The organism is Streptomyces sp. NPDC020983 (genome assembly GCF_044333485.1).
GTDB lineage: Bacteria > Actinomycetota > Actinomycetes > Streptomycetales > Streptomycetaceae > Actinacidiphila.
Window position 1 is genome coordinate 350168 of the sequence record NZ_JBIRRA010000004.1, and the last position, 24145, is coordinate 374312.

Annotated in this window: 21 protein-coding genes and 2 tRNA genes; 19 read left to right on the top strand and 4 right to left on the bottom strand. The window is 74.0% G+C overall.

Annotated features, from left to right (window positions below; genetic code table 11):
* Window positions 1–121: 121 nt before the first annotated feature.
* The 6 genes from rfbD (at window position 122) to ACH4SE_RS10585 (ending at window position 6082) form a co-directional block, all read left to right on the top strand.
* Entirely contained in the window at window positions 122–1045 is a 924-nt protein-coding gene (gene rfbD / locus ACH4SE_RS10560; protein WP_398542935.1) for a dTDP-4-dehydrorhamnose reductase, read from the top strand.
* Window positions 1038–2399, top strand: coding sequence for a lipopolysaccharide biosynthesis protein (locus ACH4SE_RS10565; protein ID WP_398542936.1), 1362 nt, complete (start codon window positions 1038–1040; stop codon window positions 2397–2399). The genes rfbD and ACH4SE_RS10565 overlap by 8 nt, the downstream gene beginning before the upstream one ends.
* Window positions 2400–2471: 72 nt before the next feature.
* A complete protein-coding gene (locus tag ACH4SE_RS10570) occupies window positions 2472–3191 on the top strand; it encodes a glycosyltransferase family 2 protein (protein ID WP_398542937.1) in 720 nt (239 codons plus the stop codon).
* Window positions 3192–3193: 2 nt separating this feature from the next.
* Window positions 3194–3601, top strand: a complete 408-nt coding sequence (locus ACH4SE_RS10575) for a DUF2304 domain-containing protein (RefSeq protein ID WP_398542938.1) — start codon at window positions 3194–3196, stop codon at window positions 3599–3601.
* On the top strand, window positions 3588–4562 hold the full coding sequence (locus ACH4SE_RS10580) for a glycosyltransferase family 2 protein (RefSeq protein ID WP_398542939.1): 975 nt from the start codon (window positions 3588–3590) through the stop codon (window positions 4560–4562). The genes ACH4SE_RS10575 and ACH4SE_RS10580 overlap by 14 nt, the downstream gene beginning before the upstream one ends.
* Window positions 4559–6082 (top strand): DUF6020 family protein, encoded by a 1524-nt coding sequence (locus ACH4SE_RS10585; RefSeq protein WP_398542940.1) that lies wholly within the window; start codon window positions 4559–4561, stop codon window positions 6080–6082. Before ACH4SE_RS10580 ends, ACH4SE_RS10585 begins: the two co-directional genes overlap by 4 nt.
* Here the strand turns inward: ACH4SE_RS10585 and rfbC are convergent.
* On the bottom strand, window positions 6028–6651 hold the full coding sequence (gene rfbC, locus ACH4SE_RS10590; RefSeq protein WP_398542941.1) for a dTDP-4-dehydrorhamnose 3,5-epimerase: 624 nt from the start codon (window positions 6649–6651) through the stop codon (window positions 6028–6030). The genes ACH4SE_RS10585 and rfbC overlap by 55 nt on opposite strands.
* Before the next feature lie 199 nt (window positions 6652–6850).
* On the opposite strand from rfbC, the gene proB reads away from it, so the two are divergent.
* From proB to ACH4SE_RS10610, 4 genes are all read left to right on the top strand, one after another.
* The gene (proB, locus tag ACH4SE_RS10595; protein ID WP_398543197.1) at window positions 6851–7966 is read left to right on the top strand and encodes a glutamate 5-kinase; all 1116 of its coding nucleotides are present in this window, start codon (window positions 6851–6853) and stop codon (window positions 7964–7966) included.
* 154 nt (window positions 7967–8120) lie between these two features.
* The gene (locus ACH4SE_RS10600) at window positions 8121–8582 is read left to right on the top strand and encodes a hypothetical protein (protein ID WP_398542942.1); all 462 of its coding nucleotides are present in this window, start codon (window positions 8121–8123) and stop codon (window positions 8580–8582) included.
* A gap of 117 nt (window positions 8583–8699) precedes the next feature.
* The gene (locus tag ACH4SE_RS10605; RefSeq protein WP_398542943.1) at window positions 8700–9986 is read left to right on the top strand and encodes a glutamate-5-semialdehyde dehydrogenase; all 1287 of its coding nucleotides are present in this window, start codon (window positions 8700–8702) and stop codon (window positions 9984–9986) included.
* Window positions 9987–10098: 112 nt separating this feature from the next.
* Window positions 10099–10530, top strand: a complete 432-nt coding sequence (locus ACH4SE_RS10610; protein WP_398542944.1) for a hypothetical protein — start codon at window positions 10099–10101, stop codon at window positions 10528–10530.
* A 1193-nt stretch (window positions 10531–11723) separates the two neighbouring features.
* Here ACH4SE_RS10610 and ACH4SE_RS10615 read toward each other — a convergent pair.
* Entirely contained in the window at window positions 11724–12878 is a 1155-nt protein-coding gene (locus ACH4SE_RS10615; RefSeq protein WP_398542945.1) for a M48 family metallopeptidase, read from the bottom strand.
* Window positions 12879–13016: 138 nt separating this feature from the next.
* On the opposite strand from ACH4SE_RS10615, the gene ACH4SE_RS10620 reads away from it, so the two are divergent.
* The 6 genes from ACH4SE_RS10620 to ACH4SE_RS10645 all read left to right on the top strand — a co-directional run bounded on the left by ACH4SE_RS10620 (window position 13017) and on the right by ACH4SE_RS10645 (window position 17217).
* Complete coding sequence (locus ACH4SE_RS10620; protein WP_398181714.1) at window positions 13017–13166, top strand: hypothetical protein; 150 nt, start codon at window positions 13017–13019, stop codon at window positions 13164–13166.
* A gap of 7 nt (window positions 13167–13173) precedes the next feature.
* The gene (gene nadD / locus ACH4SE_RS10625; RefSeq protein WP_398542946.1) at window positions 13174–13776 is read left to right on the top strand and encodes a nicotinate-nucleotide adenylyltransferase; all 603 of its coding nucleotides are present in this window, start codon (window positions 13174–13176) and stop codon (window positions 13774–13776) included.
* 37 nt (window positions 13777–13813) lie between these two features.
* Window positions 13814–15736, top strand: coding sequence for an LCP family protein (locus ACH4SE_RS10630; protein ID WP_398542947.1), 1923 nt, complete (start codon window positions 13814–13816; stop codon window positions 15734–15736).
* 164 nt (window positions 15737–15900) lie between these two features.
* Window positions 15901–16326 carry a ribosome silencing factor gene (rsfS, locus tag ACH4SE_RS10635; RefSeq protein WP_398542948.1) on the top strand — a complete coding sequence of 142 codons (426 nt, stop codon included), beginning with the start codon at window positions 15901–15903 and terminating at the stop codon, window positions 16324–16326.
* Window positions 16323–16973, top strand: coding sequence for a histidine phosphatase family protein (locus ACH4SE_RS10640; protein ID WP_398543198.1), 651 nt, complete (start codon window positions 16323–16325; stop codon window positions 16971–16973). The genes rsfS and ACH4SE_RS10640 overlap by 4 nt, the downstream gene beginning before the upstream one ends.
* 171 nt (window positions 16974–17144) lie before the next feature.
* Window positions 17145–17217, top strand: a tRNA-Ala gene (locus ACH4SE_RS10645).
* 182 nt (window positions 17218–17399) lie between these two features.
* Here ACH4SE_RS10645 and ACH4SE_RS10650 read toward each other — a convergent pair.
* The gene (locus ACH4SE_RS10650) at window positions 17400–18392 is read right to left on the bottom strand and encodes a helix-turn-helix transcriptional regulator (protein ID WP_398542949.1); all 993 of its coding nucleotides are present in this window, start codon (window positions 18390–18392) and stop codon (window positions 17400–17402) included.
* Between the two features lie 101 nt (window positions 18393–18493).
* On the opposite strand from ACH4SE_RS10650, the gene ACH4SE_RS10655 reads away from it, so the two are divergent.
* Window positions 18494–20002 carry an MFS transporter gene (locus ACH4SE_RS10655; RefSeq protein ID WP_398542950.1) on the top strand — a complete coding sequence of 503 codons (1509 nt, stop codon included), beginning with the start codon at window positions 18494–18496 and terminating at the stop codon, window positions 20000–20002.
* A 64-nt stretch (window positions 20003–20066) separates the two neighbouring features.
* Here ACH4SE_RS10655 and ACH4SE_RS10660 read toward each other — a convergent pair whose 3' ends face one another.
* On the bottom strand, window positions 20067–21137 hold the full coding sequence (locus ACH4SE_RS10660; protein ID WP_398542951.1) for an alkene reductase: 1071 nt from the start codon (window positions 21135–21137) through the stop codon (window positions 20067–20069).
* Window positions 21138–21340: 203 nt separating this feature from the next.
* Here ACH4SE_RS10660 and ACH4SE_RS10665 point away from each other — a divergent pair.
* Both ACH4SE_RS10665 and ACH4SE_RS10670 read left to right on the top strand, forming a co-directional pair.
* Window positions 21341–21413: transfer RNA gene (locus ACH4SE_RS10665), tRNA-Ala, on the top strand.
* A gap of 589 nt (window positions 21414–22002) precedes the next feature.
* Window positions 22003–23937 carry a protease pro-enzyme activation domain-containing protein gene (locus ACH4SE_RS10670; RefSeq protein ID WP_398542952.1) on the top strand — a complete coding sequence of 645 codons (1935 nt, stop codon included), beginning with the start codon at window positions 22003–22005 and terminating at the stop codon, window positions 23935–23937.
* Window positions 23938–24145 lie beyond the last annotated feature (208 nt).

Here is a 24145-nt window from a genome sequence, read left to right on the forward strand (position 1 = left end):
GGCGGGCGGAGAAGCGAACGGTGAGGCGGCGGTGAGCGACGCACGCGAGGCCTCCGGGCCCGGGGGTGGGGGCGGGGCGCGGGGTCGCCGAGCGGGCGGAGAAGCGAACGGGGAGGCGGCGGTGAGCGACGCACGCGAGGCCTCCGGGGCGGGTGCGGGCACCCGCTGCTGGCTCGTCACCGGGGCGGGCGGCATGCTCGGGCAGGACGTGCTGGCCCGGCTGCGCGCCGAGCCCGGCGCCCGCCCCGTCGGGCTGGACCGCGCGGCGCTGGACGTCACCGACCCCGCCGCGGTCCGCACCGCGCTCGCCGCGCACCGCCCGGCCGTCGTCGTCAACTGCGCCGGCTGGACGGCCGTCGACGACGCCGAGGCGCACGAGGCCGACGCCCTGCGGGCCAACGGCGACGGCCCCGCGCGGCTCGCCGAGGCGTGCGCCGCCGCGCGGGTCCGGCTGCTGCACCTGTCCACCGACTACGTCTTCCCCGGCGACGCCACCGCCCCCTACGCCGAGGACGCCGCGCCGGCCCCGCGCAGCGCGTACGGCCGCGGCAAGCTCGCGGGGGAGCGCGCGGTGCTCGCCGCCGCGCCGGACACCGGCTACGTCGTGCGCACCGCGTGGCTGTACGGGGCGGGCGGCGCGAACTTCGTGCGGACGATGATCCGGCTGGAGCGCAGCCACCCGACCGTCGACGTCGTCGACGACCAGCGCGGCCAGCCCACCTGGACCGCCGACCTCGCCGACCGCCTCGTCCGGCTCGGCGGCGCGGCGCTCGCCGGCACCGCCCCCGCCGGGATCTACCACGGCACCAGCGGTGGCGAGACGACCTGGTACGGCCTGGCCCGCGAGGTCTTCCGGCTGCTCGGCGCCGACCCCGGCCGGGTGCGGCCCACCACGACCGCCGCCTTCCCGCGCCCCGCGCCCCGCCCCGCGTACAGCGTGCTCGGGCACGACCGCTGGCGGGCGGCGGGGCTGGAGCCGATCCGGGACTGGCGGGCGGCGCTGGCCGACGCCTTCGACGGGCTGCGGGCGGCGGCCGATGGCTGACGGCACGGAGACGGAGGCCGAGCCCGGCGCGGGGACCCGCACCGCGGTGCGGGCCTCGCCCGCGCGGCTGGTGCGCGGCGCGGTCGCGATGCTTCCGCCCGGCACCGCGCTGGTCGGCGCGGGCACCGCGGTGCTCGGGCTGGCCGGATACGTGCAGCTCGCGGTCGCCGGGCACGTCCTCAGCGCGGACCGGATGGCCGGGCTGAGCGTGCTGTGGACGCTGGTCTTCTCCGTGGGGCTCGGGCTGTTCTTCCCGGTCGAGCAGGAGATCACCCGGCTGGTCGCGGCGCGTGTCGTGGCCGGCGGCCGGGTCGCGCCGGTGCTGCGCCGCGGGCTCGGCACCTCGCTGCTGCTCCTCGCGGCGGTGTGCGCGCTGTCCGCCGTGCTGGCCCGGCCGCTCGCCGGCCGGCTCTTCGACGGCGACCTCGCGCTGGTCGGCGCGCTGTGCGCGGCCTTCGCCGGGCTGTCGGTGGCGCACGTCACCCGGGGGGTGCTCGCCGGGACGGGCCGCTTCCGCGCGTACGGCTTCCAGCTCGCCCTGGACGGGACGCTGCGGGTCGTGCTGTCGGTGCTGCTCGCGCTCGCGCACGTCCGCACCGTGCTGCCGTACGCCGCGATACTGGCGCTGCCGACGCTGGTGTCGGTGCTGGTCACCGGCCCGGCGGTGGTACGGGCGGCGGGCTCGTGGGCGGGCGGGGAGCGGCTGCCGTGGCGCGCGCTCGCCACCGGTCTGGCCGCGCTCGTGCCCTCCACGCTGCTGGCGCAGGCGCTCGTCAACGCCTCCGTGGTGAGCGCGAAGCTCCTCAGCGCCGAGGACACGGCGTTCATCACCGCCCTGCTGTCGGCCGTGGTGCTCGCGCGCGTACCGCTGTTCGTCTTCGGTTCGCTCCAGGCGTCGCTGCTGCGCGGGCTGTCCTCCGCGGTCGCCGCGGGGGACCGGGCGACCTTCCGTCAGCTGCTGCTGCGCACCACGGCGTTCACCCTGCTGCTGGGCGGAGTGGGCGGCCTGGCCGCGGTCGTCGCCGGGCCGTGGCTGGTGCCGCGGCTGTTCGGCTCGCCGCATCTGCTGGGCGCGGCCGATTTCGCGTGGCTGTCCGGCGGCACGCTGCTCTACATGCTGGCCTCCGTGCACGGCCAGGTGCTCCAGACGATGGGCGGCCACCGGCGCCAGCTCGCCGCCTGGACCTGCGGCATCGCCGCGCTGCTCCTCGTGACGGCCGCCCCCGTCGCGGTGCGCGACCGGGTGGAGATCGCCTACGCCGTCGGCGCCGCGGTCACCGAGGCGCTACTCGCAGGCATGGCGTACGTCACCTGGACGCAACCGCGAAGGGGGCTCGTCCGTCAGACCGAGTGAGGCGTTCGCGCGGACACGGCAGGCGCGCGCGCCGGGCCTGTCAGCGCGGGAGCAACACGAAAGGCTGCGGGAATGACGGCAGTTGTCACGAAGCCGTTGTTAGCGGGGGAGCGCGCCGAGGACGTCTGGCTCGTGATCCCGGTCTTCAACGAGGCGCGGGTCATCGCGGACGTGATCACCGAGGCGCGGCGGACCTTCCCGCACGTCGTCTGTGTCGACGACGGCAGCACGGACGGCTCGGCGGCCCGGATAGCCGAGTCCGGCGCCCACCTGGTGCGGCACCCCGTCAACCTGGGCCAGGGCGCGGCCCTCCAGACGGGCATCGACTACGCGCTCGCGCAGCCCGGCGCCCGCTACTTCGTCACCTTCGACGCCGACGGGCAGCACCGCGTCGAGGACGCCCTCGCGATGGTCGCGCTGGCCCGCGAGAGCGGTGCCGGCGCCGTCCTCGGCTCCCGCTTCCTGCGGGAGCGGGGCGAGGTGCCCCGGCTCAAGCGCATCGTGCTGCGCACCGCCGCGGCCGTCAGCCCCACCGCGCGCAGGCTGCGGCTGTCCGACACGCACAACGGGCTGCGGGTCCTCAGCCGGGACGCCGCCTCCCGGCTGGACATCACGATGAACGGCATGGCGCACGCCTCCGAGATCACGGGCTTCCTCGCCCGCTCCGGGCTGCCCGTCGTCGAGGCCCCCGTCGACGTCCGCTACACCGACTACTCGCGGGCCAAGGGGCAGTCGCTCATCAACGGCGTCACCATCCTCTTCGACCTCTCCCTGAACCGCCGGAGAAGCTGACCATGCTCATCCAGCTGGTCCTGATCGGCGCCGTCGCGGTGATGCTGGTGCTCTTCGCGCGCCGCTGGCACACGGCGGGGGTCCGCGCCTGGAAACGCCTGGCCTTTCTGGCCTTCTGCCTCCTCAACGCCTACGCGGTGCTCCGCCCCCAGGACACCACGCGCGCCGCGCACCTGCTCGGCGTGGGGCGCGGCACCGATCTCGTCCTGTACCTCCTGGTCGTCGGCGTCACCGGGCTCGCCCTCAACACCTACCTGCGCTTCCGCGCCCTGGAGCAGCGGCTCACGGAGCTGGCCCGCGACCAGGCCCTGCGCAGCGCGCACCGCCCGGAGGGGGCCGCGTACGTACCGGCCGGCGCCCCGCCCGCACCGCACACCTGTGAAGGGACCGCTCCCGGTGACCACGATTGACATCATGCTGCCGTACTACGGCGACCCGGAGCTGATGCGGCAGGCGGTGCGCAGCGTGCAGGCGCAGACCGACCCGCACTGGCGGCTGACGGTCGTCGACGACGGCAGCGAGCCCGGCGTGCCCGAGTGGTTCGCCGGGCTCGGCGACTCCCGGGTCCGCTACCTGCGCAATCCCGTCAACCTCGGGATCACCGGCAACTTCCGCCGCTGCGTCGACCTCGTCGAGCACGACCTCGCGGTGCTGATGGGCTGCGACGACCTGATGTGGCCCACGTACGTGGCCGTGATGCGGGCGGCGGCAAAGGCCGTGCCGGGCGCCGCGATGTACCAGCCGGGCGTACGGGTCGTGGACGGTGCGGGCGAGCCGGTGCGGACGCTGGTGGACGCCGCGAAGAAGCGTGTCGGCCCGCCCGCCCGCACCGGGCGCCACCGGCACTCCGGCGAACCGCTCGCGGTGAGCCTGCTGCGCGGGAACTGGCTCTACTTCCCGGCGATGTGCTGGCGCTCGCGCACCCTCAAGGAGGTGGGCTTCCGGGAGGACCTCACGGTCGTCCAGGACCTCGCCCTCGTCATGGAGCTGCTGCTGCGCGGCGAGGAACTCGTCACCGATCCCGAGGTCTGCTTCGACTACCGGCGGCACGCGCTGAGCGAGTCGTCCGTCCAGGCGTTCTCCGGCACCCGCTTCGCCGAGATCCGCCGCTATCTGCTGGGCGCCGCCGCAGACTGCGACGCCGCGGGCTGGCACCGCGCCTCCCGCGTCGCCCGGCGCCACGTGACCACCCGGCTGCACGCCCTGACCATGGTCCCGCGCGCGCTGCGGCACGGCCGCTTCGGCGCCGCGCGCAGCCTGACCGGGCACGCCTTCGCACCCGTGCGCCGCCCGGACCGCACCGTTCGCCCGGCACCGCCGGCGCCCGCCGGGCCGGCCGGCACCTCCTCCCGGTCCTCCTCCGCCTCATGACCGCACCCGCCCTGCGCCGCCTCGCCGCGCCGCTGCTGCGTACACCGCCCCGGCTGCGGCTGCCCGTCGCCGTCTACGCCGCGTGCCAGGCCGTGCTCCTGCTGTGGTGGGCCGCCTTCTACCCCGCCAGGGCCAGCGCGGACAGCGTCACGTACACCTACGAGGTGACGGCCGGGCCCTGGCGCTCCGACCACTCCGTCGCCTACGACGCCCTGGAATGGCTGTCGCTGCACCTCACCGGCGGGGTCGCGGCCCTGACGCTGCTCCAGACGGCCGCCGCCGCCGCGGCTCTCGGCTACACCTGCCACGCGCTGCGCGCGCTCGGTGTGCGCGGGCGGTGGAGCGCGCCCGCCGCCCTGCTGGCCGTGCTGCTGCCGTCCACCGGCAGCTTCGTGGTCTACGTGTGGAAGGACGTCGCCTTCGCGGTGGCCGCGGTGGCCGCCTTCGGCGCGCTCGTCTCGCTCACCGCCCGCCGGCTCGCGGCGGACGGCCCGCTGCCCGCGGACCGGGGGCTGCGCCGCGACACCCTGGTGCTCGCGGCGGGCTTCCTGGGCATCGGCCTCTTCCGCAACAACGGCTTCCCCGTGCTGCTGTGCGCCGGCGTGCTGCTGGTGCCGCTGCTGCGGGGCATGCGGCGCCGGATCGCGCTCGCCGTCGCCGTACCGCTGGTGACCACCCTGCTGCTGAACGGCGTCGTCTACTCGGCGCTCGGCGTGCAGAAGCCGCGCGCGGACGAGGCGTACGCCTTCAACTACGCCGACATCGGCGTCGCGTACGGGGAGCGCCCGGACACCTTCACCCCCGCCGACCTGGCCGTCATGCGGGAGGTCGCGCCGCTGTCGCACTGGGCGGGGCCGGGAGCCGACTGCCACGAGGCCGACGCGCTGATGCGCAGACCCATGGACCGCCGCCGGGCGGGGCAGATCAACGGCCGGCTGATGGACCTGTGGTTCCGCGTCCTCAAGCGCACCCCCGGGCTCGTCGTGCACGCACGGCTGTGCCGCGCCGACATCGCGTGGAAGCCCTTCGGCACCCACACCGGCCTCTACGCGCCCTCGTCCCGCAAGGCCCTCGACCGGTGGCACGCGGCCGGGCACGACTCCGCGCGCAGCGTCCCGTACGGCGGCAGCCTCTATCCGCGCCCGCTGTCGTACCGGCTGAACCACCTGGCCGTCGGCCTGCTCCGGCACAGCGGGCGGCACCACCTCCAGCCTGCCGTGTGGCGCGGGGTGAACTGGACCTACCTGGGCTACCTGGTCGTGCTGCTGGCGGCGGTGCGGCGGCGGCGCCCGGTGCTGCTCGCGCTCGCCGTCCTGCCGCTCGGGCTCCAGCTCACCGTGCTGGTCGCGAACCCCTCGCCGCTGTGGCGGTACATGTCCGCCTCGCTGATCCTCGGCGTGCTCACGCTGCCCGTCGCCGCCCTGGCCCTCGCCCCGCGCGCCGGGAACCGCGCCGGGCCGCCGGATCAGCCCGCGGCGGCGCCGGCGGAGGCGACCGCGGCGCGCAGCTCGTCGACGTAGCCCCGGCAGGCCGCGTACGACGGCAGCAGCCCCTGCTCCCGCGCCTGCGCGAGGGTGGGGGCCGCCGCGTCCTTCTCCGACAGCAGCGGCGGCACGTCCTGCGGCCAGCCGATGCCGAGCGCCGGGTCCAGCGGGTGGACGCCGTGCTCGCGGCTCGGCGCGTATCCCTCCGAGCACAGGTAGACCACGGTGGCGTCGTCGGTGAGCGCCATGAAGGCGTGCCCCAGGCCCTCCGACAGGTAGACGGCGCGGTGCTCGGCGTCGTCCAGCCGCACCGCGTCCCAGCGGCCGAAGTCCGGCGAGCCCGTGCGGATGTCGACGACCACGTCCAGGACGGCGCCGCGCACGCACTTCACGTACTTGGCCTGGCCCGGCGGCACGTCGGCGAAGTGCAGACCGCGCAGCGTGCCGCGCGCCGACACCGAGCAGTTGGCCTGCGCCAGCCGCAGCCGGTGGCCCGCGGCGGCGAGGAAGTCGCCCTCGGTGAACCACTCGTGAAAGCTTCCCCGCGCATCGTGGAAGACCTTCGGCTCGTGCACCCAGGCGCCGGGGACGGCGAGCTCCCGCATGACTTCTCCTCCGCTGGTCGCACTGCCGTGCGTGTCGGACCGGACACGGCCCGTGCCCATCGTAGATCCCTTTCCCGCTCCCTCCGCGTCTCGCTGGCCGAGATGATGAGGGGCCGCCGCGGATTTCGGGCCACACTGGGTGCGGCGGAACGGACGACCCGAGGGACGGACGCAGGTGACGACGGCGGCACGGCAGGACGTGGTGAACGCCCGCAGGGTCGTGGTGAAGGTCGGCTCGTCCTCGCTGACCACGGCCTCCGGCGGGCTGGACGCCGACCGGGTGGACGCCCTCGTCGACGTCTTGGCCAAGGCCCGCGAGGAGCGCGAGGTCGTCCTCGTCTCCTCCGGCGCCATCGCCGCCGGGCTCGCCCCCCTCGGCCTGCCCCGCAGGCCGCGCGACCTGGCCCGGCAGCAGGCCGCCGCCAGCGTCGGCCAGGGCCTGCTCGTCGCCCGCTACACCGCCTCCTTCGCGCGCTACGGCATCCGGGTCGGCCAGGTGCTGCTGACCTCCGACGACGTCAGCCGCCGCGCCCACTACCGCAATGCCTACCGCACGCTGGACCAGCTGCTCGCGATGGGCGCGCTGCCGGTCGTCAACGAGAACGACACCGTCGCCACCGACGAGATCCGCTTCGGCGACAACGACCGGCTCGCCGCCCTCGTCGCCCACCTCGTACGGGCCGACCTGCTGGTGCTGCTCTCCGACGTCGACGGCCTCTACGACGGCGACCCGCGCACCCCCGGCACCTCCCTCATCGGCGAGGTCAGGGGCCCGGCCGATCTGGAGGGCGTCTCCATCGGCAGCGCCGGCCGCTCCGGCGTCGGCACCGGCGGCATGGTCACCAAGGTCGAGGCCGCGGCCATCGCCACCGGGGCGGGCGTGCCCGTCGTCCTCACCTCCGCCGTGCACGCCGCCGACGCCCTCGCCGGCCGCCCCACCGGCACCCACTTCCACCGCACCGGCAAGCGCTCCGCCGACCGGCTGCTGTGGCTCGCCCACGCCTCCGCCCCGCGCGGCTCGCTGCGGCTGGACGCCGGTGCCGTCCGGGCGGTCACCCAGCGGCACAGCTCGCTGCTGCCCGCCGGGCTCACCGGCGTCGAGGGCGACTTCGCCGCGGGCGACCCCGTCGACCTGCTGGACGAGTCGGGCGCCGCCGTCGCCCGCGGCCTGGTCAACTACGGTGCCCGCGAGCTGCCCCGGCTGCTCGGCCGCAGCACCCGCGAGCTCGCGGCGGAACTCGGACCCGCCTACGAGCGGGAGGTCGTGCACCGCGACGACCTGGTACTGCTGCGGCGCCAGGGACGCACGAGCTGATCTCGTCCGGGGCTTCTTGCCGAAAACGCCCCCGCGTCCTGCCGGAGCCTGGTCAACTTTGATGAGGACGCGATGCGCAGGTACGTCCCTGCCGCCGCTCCCGCCACACCGGCGGGACCGGCGGCGGCGGGCGCAACCCACAGGGAGGCCGCCGGTGAAACGAGGGCGCCCAGGGCAACTGACCAGGACGCCGACGGAACGCGCGCTGGTCAGCGTCGACCGCGCGGCACCGGACGGCCACGTGGTGCCGCACCAGGCCCGCCCGCAGGAACGGCCCGCCGCACGGCTGTGGCACGTCACACTCAGCGTCGCGGGCCCCCGCACCCCCCTGCCGGAGCTGCGGCGCGGCCTCGAACAGCTCGCGAACGACCACCCCTTCCTGCTCACCAGCCGCTACGCCCCGGACCACGCGGAGGTCCGCTACTGGGAGGAGGCGAGGGACGTCCACGACGCCGCCGCCCTCGCCCTGCGGCTGTGGGGTGAGCACCGCTCCTCCGCGGGGCTGCCCCCGTGGGAGACGGTGGGGCTGGAGGTCATCGACCGGGTGACCTACCAGCAGCGCCTTGCCGCCGGCGCGGTGCCCTCGCCCGTCCCGGCGGGGGTCCACCCGTTCTGACCCCCGCCGCGGGGGCTGCGGCCGCGCCGGCGGGTGCACCGGGGCGCGGCCGGCGGGCGCCGTCCCAGCGGCTGGGCGGCGGGGCACCGGCCCCGGCGGATTCAGTACCCTGCACGCATGGATGCGCTGACGCCAGGCGAAGAGTCCCCCGTCATCCGCGCGGCAACCCGCGCGAAGGCCGCAGCGGCGGAGCTGGCCCCGCTGCCGCGCGCGGCGAAGGACGCCGCCCTGCTGGCGATCGCCGCCGCCCTCCGTGCGAAGGCGGCGGACATCGTGGCCGCCAACGCCGACGACGTGGACCGCGCGGCGCAGGCCGGGACGAGCCCGGCGATCATCGACCGCCTGACCCTCACGGAGGAGCGGATCGAGGCGATCGCCGCCGACGTCGCGCACGTCGCCGGCCTGCCCGATCCGGTCGGCGAGGTGCTGCGCGGCTCCACGCTGCCGAACGGCCTGGAGCTGCGCCAGGTCCGCGTCCCCCTCGGAGTCGTCGGCATCATCTACGAGGCCCGGCCGAACGTCACCGTGGACGCCGCGGCGCTGTGCCTGAAGTCGGGCAACGCGGTGCTGCTGCGCGGCTCGTCCTCGGCGTACTCCTCGAACGCCGCCCTGGTCGAGGTGCTGCGGGAGGCGGTCGAGGGCGCGGGCCTGCCGGCGGACGCCGTCCAGCTCGTGCCCGGTGAGTCGCGCGAGTCCGTCACGGAGCTGATGCGCGCCCGCGGCCTGGTGGACGTGCTGATCCCGCGCGGCGGCGCCTCGCTCATCCGCACCGTCGTCGAGGGCTCGACCGTTCCGGTGATCGAGACGGGCACGGGCAACTGCCACGTGTACGTCGACGCAGGAGCCGACCTCGACATGGCGGTGGACATCCTGGTCAACTCCAAGGCCCAGCGCCCGAGCGTCTGCAACGCCGCCGAGACGCTGCTGGTGCACCGCGACATCGCCGACCGCTTCCTGCCGCGGGCGCTGGACGCGCTCGCCGACGCGGACGTCACCGTGCACGGCGACCCGCGGGTGCTGGCCGTCGCGGAGGAGTCGGGCAGCAAGGCCACCGTGGTGGCGGCCACCGCGGAGGACTGGGAGACGGAGTACCTGTCGTACGACATCGCCGCCGCGGTGGTGGAGTCGCTGGACGACGCGGTCGCGCACATCCGGCGGTGGTCCTCGGGCCACACCGAGGCGATCGTGACGGGCTCGCAGCCCGCGGCCCGGCGCTTCACCCAGCTGGTCGACGCGGCCGCGGTGATCGTGAACGCCTCGACGCGCTTCACGGACGGCGGCCAGTTCGGCTTCGGCGCGGAGATCGGCATCTCCACCCAGAAGCTGCACGCGCGCGGGCCCATGGGCCTGCCGGAGCTGACGTCCACCAAGTACGTCGTCACCGGCGACGGCCACATCCGCTGAGCTGCGGCGGCCGCAACGGGGCCGCGCACTGGGCCGTCCGGGTGCACGGGCGGCCCACGGGCGGCCCGGATTCCCCTGCCCAAAAGGCCAACTTCCGCATTACTCTGGACAGATGCCGGACGATGACGAGTTCGCCTCCGTAGTCCTCGACGAAGAATTCGTACGGTCTGCCCTGTTCCACGAGCCCACGGCCCGGGAACGGATGCTCGCCGTCGCCGAAGGTCCCGCAGCAGCGCCCGGCTGGCCCGGGCGGCGCGGGACCACCCGCCATGACGTCCCCGAACTGGACGGCGAGGCGGATCTCGCCCCCGACCCCCTCTATGCCGCGGGGCACCCCTACCGCGGCAGCAGCACGCGCTGGCACCGTCCGGTGGCCTGGGCCCTCGCCGTGGTCATGGGCATCGGAGTGGTCGCCCTGACCTTCGCCGCGGTCTACCGCGGCGCGGGCGCGGGCGCACGCCGGCCGGCCGATCCGCCGCCGTCCAGCGGCAGTCAGGTGGGGCGGCAGAGCCTGCCGCCCGTCGCCGGCGCCCCGGCGCCCTGATCCGATGTCAACTCGGCCGGTACGGGGGAGTTTATTCCCGCGCCGGCGGACATAACCTTGTGGTATGAGCGGGCCTGGAGACCCTCCTGAGGGCATGCCCGAGGGCGCCTCAGGAGGCGGTGAGGACGAATTCCGATCCGTCGTCTTCGACGAATCGTTCGTGAGGGCTGCCCGGATCCAGGAGTACTCCGCACGCGAGCGGCAGGACGAGGCCGGGCGCGCGGTCCGGGTACGGCACGCGCTGCCCGGCGGGCTCGCCCGCCAGGCGGCGGCCCTGGTCCTGCTCATCGTGCTGGCCTTCTCCTTCGCGGTGTACATGGGGGTGCGCCACCCCTACCACTCGCACGCCCCGGCCTCCGGTACCGAGCTGCAGGTCACCGTGACACCGCTGGTGCCCGTGGGCCCGGTGCGGGCGGTGTCGCCGGACGCCCCCTTCGCGGGGACCCCCGCCGCCCGGTCCGACTTCCACAGCCGCGAGAAGGGCCTGGCGCTGCCCGCTGACGTGTCGCCCGTCGGTGACTTCGACGTGGACGACGTGACGGCCGGCTACGAGACCGTCCGGCGCTTCCTGGACGACTCCGGCCTCAAGGAGCAGACGGTCACCGGCGGCGACGTCGGCCCCGTGCAGCAGCTGCTGGAGCCCGAGCAGGTCGACCTCTTCGACGGCAGCCTGAGCGCCCCCGAGGCGGACGGCGTGCACGAGGTCACCGGCTGGCTGGTGCGCTTCGACCCGGATCCGGGGGAGCGCATCGAGCTGGCGACCCACGACATCAGGGTGCGCGGCACGTACTCCGCCGTCCGGACGGCGGACGGCCGGCTGGAGGTCGTCGCGGACCACACCTACGTCTACGCCATCCGGGACGCCTCCGACCCCGACGGGCCGGTGTCGCTGTTCACCGTCCGGCGCCGGATGGCCTTCCACTTCACGCACGCCCAGCTGCGCGAGCACCACCTGGAGGTCGTGCGCTCCGACGTCACGGCGGGCCCGCTGGCCTGCTCGGCGCAGGTGGAGAGCTACTTCAGCCCGATACTGGCCGGCCACTCCTCGCCCGACGCCGTCAGCGGCGTCAACCCGTACGAGACGGCCCGTCCGCCCGGCGCCCGCTGCGCCCCGCTCACCGGTGTGGACCCGACGGCGGGCGCCGGAGCCGCCGCGGACCCCGGTACGGCGACGGCTTCCCCGCCCGCTGCCGCTACGGCAGCGGGCTCTCCGGCCGCCCGTCCTCAGCCCCGGGAGCCCCGGGATCCGGCGACGGCGAGTCCGCTGCTGACCCCTCCGGGCGTTCCGCGGTCGCCTGGGAGCCGGAGCCTGTGAAGCGGTCCCGGAGCCGGCCGCCGACGTCGGTCGCACCGTTGGTGATGTCGCGTATCAGGCCCATGAGCGGGTCCTTGCTGCGCTTCATCGAGTCGGAGTAGTGCGTCGCCGTCTCCCGGAAGGCGTCGGAGACCGAGGCGTCCTTGTCGGCCGTGCGCCGGGGGTAGTGGCCGTCCATCAGGCGCTGGTACTCCCGGGTGGCGGCCCAGCGGCGCAGCTCGGAGGCCCGGATGGTGGTGAAGGGGTGGCTGCGCGGCAGAACGTTGAGGATCTTCAGGACGGAATCGCGCAGGTCGCCGCCCGCCTCGTACTCGTCGGCCTGCTTGAGGAACGCGTCCACGTTCATCTCGTGCAGGTGGTTGCCGCCGGCGATCTTCATCAGGCCGCGCATCGACGCCTGGAGGTCCTGGCCGACGAGCAGCCCGGCGCGGTCCGCCGACAGCTCCGACTTGCGGAACCACTCGCGCAGCGCCGTGATGATCGCCAGCACCGCCAGGTTGCCCAGCGGGATCCACGCGACGCGCAGTGCCAGGTTGGTCAGGAAGAGCAGTATCGTCCGGTAGACCGAGTGCCCGGACAGCGCGTGGCCGACCTCGTGGCCGATGACCGCGCGCATCTCCTCCTCGTCGAGCAGCTCGACGAGGCCGGTGGTCAGCACGATGATCGGCGCGTCCATGCCGATGCACATCGCGTTGGGCTGCGGATCCATCGTGACGTACATCGCCGGGACCTTCTCCAGGTCCAGGATGTAGCAGGCGTCCCGCAGCATCGCGTTGAGGTGGGCGAACTGCTCGTCGCTCACCCGGACGGAGTCCGACAGGAAGAGCAGCCGCAGGCTGCGCTCGGGGAGCAGGCCGCTGAGCGACTTGAAGACGGAGTCGAAGCCGCTGAGCTTGCGCAGGGCCACCAGGGCGGAGCGGTCGGCCGGGTGCTCGTAGGCCCGTGACGAGATGTCAGGGAATCTCCGGCGGGTGCGGCCCGGCAGCTTCTCCGTGCTCACCCGGTCGTCCCGCGGTTCGTTCGACTCGGACATACTGGCCCAACCCCCTGGTAGCCCACCGGTACACAAAGCTGGACGCGCGGAGCCTGCGCGAAGTTCCCTCGGGCGCGCCCGTACCATGTGCCGAGAGTCTTGCCGCCCGTCCCCGACTTCGCAAAGGGTTCCGCTGACATGTCGCCCGCCGCAGTCTCCGCACTGACCACGCTCGCCGAGGACAACGGGGGCAACCACCCCAGCCTCAGCCCGTACCTGACCGGCTTCGGCGCGCTCGGTGCCCTGCTGATCCTGCTGTGGCTGGTCACCCGCTTCAACCGCGACTAGTCTCGCCATGTCCGACGCCAAACGCCGCATCGGTGTGATGGGCGGCACGTTCGATCCCGTCCACCACGGGCACCTGGTGGCCGCGAGCGAGGTGGCGAGCCTTTTCCACCTCGACGAGGTCGTCTTCGTCCCCACCGGGCAGCCCTGGCAGAAGAGCGAGCGCGCGGTGTCACCTGCCGAGGACCGGTACCTGATGACGGTGATCGCCACCGCGTCCAATCCGACGTTCTCGGTCAGCCGCAGCGACATCGACCGCGGGGGTGCGACATACACCATCGACACCCTGCGCGACCTGCGCTCCGAGCACCCCGACGCGGAGCTCTTCTTCATCACCGGGGCCGACGCCCTGTCGCAGATCTTCTCCTGGCGCAATGCCGAGGAGCTCTTCGCGCTCGCACATTTCATCGGGGTGACCCGCCCCGGGCATACGCTGTCGGACCCGGGCTTCCCCGAGGGCGGGGTGTCCCTCGTGGAGGTCCCGGCCCTGGCGATCTCCTCCACGGACTGCCGGCAGCGGGTGGCCAAGGGCGACCCGGTCTGGTACTTGGTTCCGGACGGCGTCGTGCGGTACATCGACAAGCGTGCGCTCTACCGGGACGCCTCCGGATAACACGCACCGCGAACCACAGCAGGTGAAGGGGTTCCTCGTGAACGACGCAAACCCCCGTTGGCACTATGCCGAGGGCGGACAAGACGACGAGAGGGACCCGAACCGGCAGGAGCCCTACTACGGGCAGCAGCCCTACGGTTACGAGGGGTACGGCGGCCAGGGCGAGTACGGCGACTACGACGAGTACGGCCGCCCCCGCCCCCAGCCGCCCCGGCAGCACGTCCAGCAGGCCCGCCCCGTCCCCCCGCAGCAGCAGTCGCCGCCCCAGCAGTCCGGGTACCAGGACCCCTACCAGACCTACGGCGGCCCCGGCCACCAGCCCGGCGGGTACATCCCGCAGCAGCCCCAGCAGCCGTACTACGAGCAGCCCCAACAGCCGCAGTCCTACGACACCGGTCAGCACGCCGCGTACCAGACGGGCCAGATGCCGGCGTACGACACCGGGCAGCAGCCCGTGTACGAGACGGGCCAGACGGCGGCCTACGACACCGGTCAGCACGCCGCGTACCAGACCGGGCAGATGCCGGCGTACGACACCGGTCAGCAGCCCGTGTACGAGACGGGCCGGACGCCGGCCTACGACACCGGGCAGCACACCGCGTACGACACCGGGCAGCAGCCCGTGTACGACACCGGGCAGACGCCCGTGCAGAGCGAGCCGCAGGCCGGGCGGGACCGGTCCGAGACGCGCGGCGGCTACCAGACCGAGATGTTCGCCTTCGTCGACGAGGAGTCCGAGCAGTCGGAGGAGGTCATCGACTGGCTCAAGTTCTCCGAGTCGCGCACCGAGCGGCGCGAGGAGGCCCGGCGGCGCAGCCGCAACCGCAAGGCGGGCCTGGTGCTCGTGCTGGTGCTCGCCCTCGTCGGCGGCGCGGGCTACCTGTGGCAGGCCGGCAAGCTCCCGGGGCTGCACAAGGACAGGACGGCCTCGTCGGCGGCCGCGGGCGGGCCGCAGAAGCGGGACGTCATCGTCGTGCACTTCATCCCGGTGGACGGTGCCCCGAGCGACACCGCGCTGCTCGTCGACAACGCCACCAAGAAGCGCGGCACCACCGTCCTGCTGCCCAACACCCTGTCGGTGACCTCCGACGACGGCGGCGCCACCACCCTCGACAAGTCCGTCGACGACGGCATAGGCCCGACCCGGGACTCCCTGAACACGCTGCTCGGCGCCGACATCAAGGGCAGCTGGCGGCTGGACAGCCCCTACCTGGAGCTGCTGGTCGACGCGCTCGGCGACGTCTACGTCGACACCGACACCGCGGTGAAGGGCACCGGCAAGGACAGCGGCAAGACGGTCGTCGCCAAGGGCGAGAAACAGGAGCTGTCCGGGCAGGCGGCCGTCGCGTACGCCACCTACCGGGCCCCCGGGGAGCCGCAGACCAAGCAGCTCGCCCGCTTCGGGCAGGTCTTCCAGGCGGTCCTGAAGAAGATGCCGAGCGACGCGGGCGGCGCCACCAGGACCGTGCAGGCCCTCAGCCAGATCCTCGACCCGTCACTCACCGACAAGCAGCTCGGCGCGTCCCTCGCGCAGCTCGCCGACCTCGCCAAGACCGGGCAGTACGACACCACCGTGCTCCCCGTCCAGAAGAACGGCACCCTCAGCGCCGCCGCCACCGACTCCGTCAAGGACCTGCTGGGCGGCACCGTCAAGCAGTCCGAGGGCACCGCACAGCCGCGCGTGCTGATCACCGACGCCACCGGCAGCAAGTCCGCCGCCGCGATGGCGCAGGCCGCGATCGTCAACGGCGCAACGTACACCTACGTCGCCGGCGGCAAGGCGGGCTCCACGCAGAGCGCCTCGCGGATCCTCTACGCGGACGCCGCGCGGCTGGAGGCGGCCAAGGACGTCGCCGCCACCCTGGGCCTGCCGCCGACGGCGGTCGCCAAGGGCAAGGTGCCGTCCAACGCCGACATCGCCGTCACGCTCGGCAAGGACTACCAGCCGGACCCCTCCTGACCGGCACCGCGGCCGCGGACGCGGCCGCGCCTTCCCGGCGCCCCTGCGCGGCGCCGGGAAGGCGCGGGCGGGAAACCGGACACCCGGTCGAAAATCCGGTCGGGGCTGTCGGAGGGTCGTGAGACCCTGGAGACAGTAGAGCCCCCGACCGGAAAGCCGTATCCGTGACCGCCACTGACCGTTCCATCGAGCTGACCCGCGCCGCCGCGCAGGCGGCCGCCGACAAGCTCGCGCACGACGTCATCGCGTACGACGTCAGCGACGTGCTCTCCATCACCGACACCTTCCTGGTCGCCTCCGCCCCGAACGACCGCCAGGTGCGGGCGATCGTCGACGCCATCGAGGACAAGCTGCGCGACGAGCTGGACGCCAAGCCCGTCCGCCGCGAGGGCGAGCGCGAGGGCCGCTGGGTGCTGCTCGACTACGTCGACATCGTCGTGCACGTCCAGCATTCGGAGGAGCGGGTCTTCTACGCGCTGGAGCGGCTCTGGAAGGACTGCCCCGAGATCCCGCTGCCCGAGGACGCGGTCGCCACCCGCGGCAAGGGCAAGGAGCACAGCGGGGCGGCCGACGACGGGGCCGTCAGCTGAACGGCCACCGCGGCCGCGGCCGCAGGATCGTGCTGTGGCGGCACGGCCAGACGGAGTGGAATCTGGAGCAGCGCTTCCAGGGCACCACCGACATCCGGCTCACCGGGACCGGCGTCGCCCAGGCCCGCCGTGCCGCCCGGCTGCTCGCGGCTCTCAGGCCGGACGCGATCATCGCCTCCGACCTGAGCCGCGCCGCCGCCACCGCGGCCGAGCTGTCCGCCCTCACCGGCCTGCCCGTCACCCACCACAAGGCCCTCCAGGAGACCTACGCCGGCCACTGGCAGGGCCTCACCCACGAGGAGATCGTCGGCCGCTACGGCGAGCAGTACGCCGCGTGGAAGCGCGGCGAGCCCGTGCGCCGCGGCGGGGGCGAGCTGGAGACCGAGGTCGCCGACCGGGCCGCCCCCGTCGTGCTGGCCGCCGCCGACGAACTGCCCGACGGCGGGGTCCTCGTCGTCGTCAGCCACGGCGGCACGATCCGTACCACCATCGGCCGCCTCCTCGGGCTCGCGCCCGAGACGTGGGAGTCCCTCGGGGGCCTGTCCAACTGCTGCTGGTCCGTCCTCGGCGAGGGCGCCCGCGGCTGGCGGCTGACGGAGCACAACGCGGGCACGCTGCCCGAACCCGTCCTCGGCGACGACACGTAGGCCCTCGCGCGGCGCGCCCTCCTGGCCGCGGAGCCGCGTACCGGACGCGGCGCCGCGGCCCCTGGCGGGCACCGCCCCGCGCAGGGGCCCGCCCGCGCCACGTCCGGTTCTGCGCGGCAGGAAGCCGATTTCGTTCCCGTCCGCCGAGCGGCTATAATTCTGACGTCGCAAGGGGCTGTAGCTCAGTTGGTAGAGCGCTTGCATGGCATGCAAGAGGTCCGGGGTTCAATTCCCCGTAGCTCCACAGGCGAGAGGGCGAGAACGATCCGCACAGGATGCGGATCGTTCTCGCCCTCTTCTTTGTCTGCGCGGCTCCGCCTCGCGCGCGGCCGGGAGCAGGTCACGGCAGCAGGGAACGGGGGCGGTGCCCTCCCGCGCGGGCGGGGGAGCGCCGCCCTCGCGGCGTACCGGGGGCCGGGCGGTGCCTCACAGCTCGTGGGGGCACTTCACGGGGCGGCCGGCGGCCTCGCGCGCGGCGAGGAGGGCGGAGAGCCGGCGCCCGTGGACGGAGCAGCCCACGACGGGATCGACGGTGGTGCGCAGCGTCTCGATCCGCTCCCGGTCCTGTTCGGTGACCGGCGTGTAGACGACGTAGCGGTGCTCGGCCATGCCGTCGATGCTGAGCGACATCGAGGTCATGGTGATCATGCCCACCGCCGGGTGCCGGATGCTCTTGACGCGCTTGCCGGGAGCGGCGACGTCGCCGCTCGCCCACAGCTGCGCGAAGTCCGCGCTGGACTTGATCATGAGGGCGACGAAGTTCTCCCACGCGGGCTCCCCGACGTGCCGCCCGTAGCTGCGCCGCACCTGCGCGACCATCCAGGGCAGCTCGTCCGCGCTGTTGACGAAGGTCTGGCAGCACGCGGGCACGGTGAAGAGCTTGTAGAGGACGTTGCGCTCCCAGCGCTCCACGAGGGAGGTCATCGGCCACAGCGCGCGGTAGGTCGCGTTGGTGGCGCGGACGTCGTAGCGGCTGTTGTAGATCGCCGCGGGCAGCGGGTCGAGGGCGTCGAGCACGCCCTGGAGCTCCTCGCCGACCGCGCCCGTGCCGGTGTCCGGCTCGCGGACGAAGGGGATGCCGGCCAGCCGGTAGAGGTGCTCGCACTCGGTGGTGTCGAGCATGAGCACCCGGGCGACCGCGTCCAGCACCTGGACGCTCGCGTTGATCGGGCGGCCCTGTTCGAGCCACGTGTACCAGGTGACGCCGACCCCGGCGAGCTGCGCGACCTCCTCGCGGCGCAGCCCGGGGGTGCGCCGCCGCAGGCCCGGCGCCATGCCGACGTCCTCCGGGGTGATCCTGGCGCGGCGGCTGCGCAGGAAGGCCGCCAGCTCGGTACGGCGGGCGCCGCCGGCCCGCCGGGGGGCGGCGGGGGCCTGTGAACCGGTCCGTGCGGGAGGCGCTGCCGGTGACTGGGGCATAGGGTCATCGTCCCCAACGCGTCCGGCCGCTGCCAGGTGCTGGCAGTACCAGGATCACGGGGCTCTCGTTACCCGTACCCCGGCGGGCGGAGGGTCGGGGCATGGCACTTCCCACCTCGAACGGCGCGACCGTGACCGGCGCCACCCGCGGCCCCGCGGCCACCGCGCCGGCTTCCGTACCCGATACCGGCACCAGCAGCTCGGGCCGCGCGGGGCCACCGCCCGGACTGCTGCTCGGCACCATCCTGATGGGCCAGTTCATGGCCCTGCTCGACGTCTTCATCGTCAACGTGGCCGCGCCCACCATGCGCGACGACCTGCACGCCTCGGGCGCCCAGCTCCAGCTGGTCATCGCGGGCTACACCATCAGCTACTCCGTGCTGCTCATCACCGGGGCCCGGCTCGGCGGCCTGCTGGGGCACCGGCGGCTCTTCGTCGCCGGGCTCGCCGTCTTCACCGCGGCCTCGCTCGCGTGCGGACTGGCGCAGACCACCGGCGAGCTGATCGCCTTCCGCTTCGTCCAGGGCGCCGGTTCGGCGCTGATGATCCCGCAGGTGCTGAGCCTGCTCCAGCTCACCTTCAGCGGCGAGGCCAGGACGCGCGCGATGAGCGTCTACTCCGCGGTGCTGTCGTCGGGCGCGGCGCTCGGCCAGACGCTGGGCGGCGTGCTGGTGAGCGCGGACCTCTTCGGCACCGGCTGGCGGCCGGTCTTCCTGGTCAACGTGCCGATCGGGCTGGCGATGCTGCTGATCGCGCCGCGGGTGCTGCCCGCCGACGCGCCGCGCGACCGGACCCGCGCACGCGGCCTGGACCTGCCGGGGCTGGTCGTGCTGGCCGCGGCCGTGACGCTCTTCACCGTGCCCCTGGTGCTGGGGGAGGAGGAGGGCTGGCCGCTGTGGGGCTGGGTGTGCCTGGCGCTGAGCGCGGTGCTCCTCGCGGTGTTCGCGCTGCTGGAGATGCGGCTCGCGCGGCGCGGCGGCGCCCCGCTGGTCGCCCCGCGGGTGCTGCGGGCGCCCGGCATGCTGCGGGCGAGCCTGGTGATCCTGGCGACGATGGGCTCCAACGCGGGCTTCCTCTTCGCCATCGCCCTGCACCTGCAGAGCGGCCTCGGCTTCAGCGCCCTGCGCACGGGGGTGACCTTCGCCTTCGCCGCGGTCACCTTCGGGGCCGTGGGCCTGAACTGGCGGCGGCTGCCGTTGTCCTGGCGGCCCTGGCTGGCGGGCTCCGGCCTGCTGCTCGCCGCGGTGTCCTTCGCGGGCCTCGGCCTGGCGCTGCGCGGCGGCGGGGACGGCGGCGCGGGCCTCTACGTGTGGCTGCTGGTGCTGGGCGCCGGACTCGGCCTCGGTTTCAGCCCCACCCTGACGATGGCGCTGGGCACGATAGCCCCGCAGGACGCGGCGGACGCCTCCGGCTTCCTGGCCACGGTCACCCAGATCGCGCAGCTGCTCGGTGTCGCGACGCTGGGCACGCTCTTCCTCAGCCGGGTGAGCGGCCCCGGCGCCCACGCGTCGGCGCACGCCTACACCGCCCTGACCGTGGCCCTGGCCGCGGTGTGCCTGGCGGGCGCGGCGGCGGGCCTGGCCCGGGGCCGGGCCCGCGGGGCGGCCTGAGCGCCGGACGGCCGGTGCGCCCCGCGGCAGCCGGGCGCGCCGGCCGCCGCGGGGCGCCGGGGGCTCAGCGGCCGAGGGCGGGGTAGTCGGTGTAGCCGCGGTCGTCGCCGCCGTAGTACGTCGCCCGGTCCGCGGTGTTGTACGGGCCGCCGTCGCGGAGCCGGGCCGGCAGGTCGGGGTTGGCGAGGAAGAGGGTGCCGTAGGAGACCATGTCCGCGGTGCCGTCCTCGACGAGCGCCAGCTGCTCGGGGCCGTTGTGGCGCCCGGCGGCTCTGGCGTTCAGGACGAGCACGCCCGGGAAGCGCTTGCGCAGCTCCAGCGTCAGGGCCCGGTCGCCCGTCTCCACGACGTGCAGGTAGCAGGGACCGACCGGCTCCAGGGCGCGCAGCAGCGCGAGGTACGTCGGCTCCGGGTCGGGCTCGTCGATGTCGCCCAGCGTGTTGCCCGGCGAGATCCGCAGGCCCGTGCGCTCGGCCCCGACCGCGTCGGCGACCGCCCGGACGACCTCGGCGGCGAAGCGGGCGCGGCCCTCCGGGGTGCCGCCCCAGCCGTCGGTGCGGCGGTTGGTGTTGGGGGCCAGGAACTGGTGGGCCAGGTAGCCGTTGGCGGCGTGCACCTCGACGCCGTCGAAGCCGGCCGCGACCGCGTTGCGCGCGGCGGCGGCGTGCTCGGCGACGACGCGGGCGATGCCGTGCTCGTCCAGCTCGGCGGGTTCCTCGAACTCCTGCGGTCCGGCCGCGGTCCAGACACTCCCCCTGGCGCGCACGGCCGAGGGGGCGACCGGCCGCAGCCCGTCCGGCAGCACCGAGCGGTGGCCGATCCGGCCGGTGTGCATGAGCTGGACGAAGATCCGCCCGCCCGCCTCGTGCACGGCGTCCGTCACCCGCCGCCATCCGGCGATCTGCTCGGCGCTGTGCAGCCCCGGGGTGTCGGGGTAGCCCTGGCCGCCCGCCGAGGGCTGGGTGCCCTCGGTGACGATGAGGCCGGCGGAGGCCCGCTGGGCGTAGTAGGCGGCGGTGCCGGCGGTCGGGCTCAGCCCGGGGCCGTACGCCCGGCTGCGCGTCATGGGGGCCATCACGATCCGGTTGGGCAGCCGGTGGCCCCCCAGGTCTATCGGGTCGAACGCGGTGGTCACGGCGGTCGTCTCCCCTCTCGGCGGGCCCGGTCCTCACCTCGGCCGCCGTCACCGTAACCCGGGACCGGCCGGCCGACTGTTGCCGCTCCGTGAACTTCCCGGCGGGCCCGGGGCCCCTTTCCGAGGGGATTAAGGATTTGCTCCGGCCACCCGGTGAGCGTGTAAAGTAACCCCAGGTCGCCGGGGGAACCCGGCGGTGTCGCGGGGCTGTAGCTCAGTTGGTAGAGCGCTTGCATGGCATGCAAGAGGTCCGGGGTTCAATTCCCCGTAGCTCCACGAAGGCGATGGGCGAGGTGTGTCCGCGGAAAGCGCGGACCGTCTCGCCTTCGTCGTTTCTGCTCGGGCTGCGCCCTCGTGTGGCGGGGGCTTCGCCACCCGCACCCCCCTGAGGTGTTTCCGGCGTCACACCTTGGGTCGCAGTACCTGGGGGCGGGTTCCGTTCCTCGGTCCGTCCGGGGCCGGCGTCGGCCGTCCGAAGGCTGGTCCGGGGGCGTGGGCATCCGGCTCCACCTTCGTCGTATCCAGTGATTGTCATACCGCCAGCCGTGGGACTGGCCGGTCGGGGCTGCGCGCCCTCGCGGGGGCGGCGTAGTAGGTCTGGAGCATCCGCCTGAGGCTCCGTCAGCGAGTGGCGCCTTAGAGGTTCTCCGGCCACGGGAGGTTCCCGCAGGGACGTTTCCTTGACCTGCTCTTGGGGAAATCGTGGCCCTGGCATGAACTGATCAGCGAAAGAGTGTCGCTTTGCGGTGCGGTGTGTACGCATAGCGGCGACACCGCACAGTCCGCTCGTACCAGGGACAACCCGACAACGCGACAACTCGCTTCGCATGGGGGTTACATGAGATTTGAGCGCAAGAGGACGCGTATGGCGCTCGTGGCGGCCACCGCGCTGCCACTGGTCGCCGGCGCGCTCGCGCTTTCGACCCAGTCCGCGTCGGCCGACCAGCCTTCCGGACGCCAGCCGCTGTCCGGCACCAAGCCCCAGTGGGCCACCGCGCAGGCGGACCGCGGTGCCACTGCCGACTCCGCCGCGGTGACCGTGCGGGTCTACCTCGCGGGCAAGGACGCCAAGGGCCTCGCCGCCTACGCGAAGTCCGTGTCGGACCCGAACTCCGCCGACTACGGCCACTACCTGACGGCCGCCCAGGCCAAGTCCGCGTACGGCCCGACCAAGGCCCAGGTGGACGCCGTCACCGCGTGGCTGAAGTCGGCCGGCATGAAGGTCACCGGCTCCAACCAGCACTACCTCACCGTCACCGGTGACGTGGCGTCGGCGGAGAAGGCCTTCGGCACCCAGCTGCACAACTACAGCAAGTCGGGCCACGTCTACCGTGCCCCGGCCGGCACCGCCACCGCGCCCGCCTCGCTGGACGGCGCGGTCCTCACCGTCACGGGCCTGGACACGGCGCCCAAGAAGGCCAAGCACGACGACGAGCTGCCGCCGCCCGGTGAGGTCTTCAAGAACGCCGGGCCCTTCTCCACGTACTACGGCTCGAAGATCGCCGAGCAGTACCCGACCGCGTACGGCGACAAGGCGCCCTTCGCGATCAAGGGCTACACCGGCGACCAGCTGCGCGCGGCGTACGGCGCGGGCAAGTACACCGGCAAGGGCGTGACCGTCGCGATCACCGACGCCTACGCCTCGCCGTACATCGCCCAGGACGCGGCGCGCTACGCCGCGGACACCGGCGGCCAGAAGTACCGGAAGGGCCAGCTCAGCCAGGTCCTGCCGAGCGACTACAACAGCACCGTGGACTGCGACGCGGGCGGCTGGTACGGCGAGGAGACGCTCGACGTCGAGGCCGTGCACGCCGTGGCCCCGGACGCGAACATCGTCTACGTCGGCGGCGCCTCCTGCTTCGACGACGACCTGCTCGACGCCCTCAACAAGGTCGTCGACGGCCACCTCGCCGACATCGTCTCCAACTCCTGGGGCGACGTGGAGGCCAACGAGACGCCGGACGTCGCCGCGGCCTACGACCAGGTCTTCCAGACCGGCGCGGTCGAGGGCATCGGCTTCTACTTCTCCTCCGGCGACTCGGGCGACAACGTCGCCTCGACCGGTGTGAAGCAGGCCGACGTGCCCGGCAACTCGCCGTGGGCCACGTCCGTGGGCGGCACCTCGCTCGCGGTCGGCAAGGACGACAAGTACCTGTTCGAGACCGGCTGGGGCACCCTGCGCGCCCCGCTGTCCGCGGACGGCAAGAGCTGGACCGGCTTCCCCGGCCCGTACACCTCGGGCGCGGGCGGCGGCACCAGCAAGTACTACGACCAGCCGTACTACCAGCGCGGTGTGGTCCCGGACTCGCTGGCCCTGGCCAACGGCGGCGGCGTCAAGCAGCGTGTCGAGCCCGACATCGCGGCCGTCGCCGACCCGAACACCGGCTTCCTGGTGGGTCAGACCCAGACCTACCCGGACGGCTCGCTGCAGTACAGCACCTACCGCATCGGCGGCACCTCGCTGGCCGCGCCGGTCATCGCCGGCGTCCAGGCGCTCGCCGAGCAGGCCCGGCACGGCGTCGCCATCGGCTTCGCCAACCCGCTGATCTACTCCCGGTACGGCACGCCCGTCTACCACGACGTGACCGACCACCCGCTGGGACAGGGCAAGGGCCTCGCCGTGGTCCGCGTGGACTACGCGAACACCGTCGACGACTCCGACGGCACGATCGTCTCGCTGCGCACGCTCGGCGCCGACGCGTCGCTGCACGCCACGGTCGGCTACGACGACGTCACCGGCGTGGGCACGCCCGCGAAGGGGTACATCACCTCCTCGCTGCCGCCCAGGCACACCAGGTAACGGCATCCGCCGCGGCTGCGGCCCCGCACCGGCCACGGTGCGGGGCCGCAGCCGTGTCCCGCCCGTCCGGGGACCGGCCGCACCACTGTGCGTCCGGGCGGGCCGCTGCGGTAATCTGGAGCCATGCGACGAGCCACGAGCCTCCTGCTTAGCGAGCCGCGCTGACCACGGACCACGTCAGTGCGGCACCCCTCCTGTGCGAGGGGCT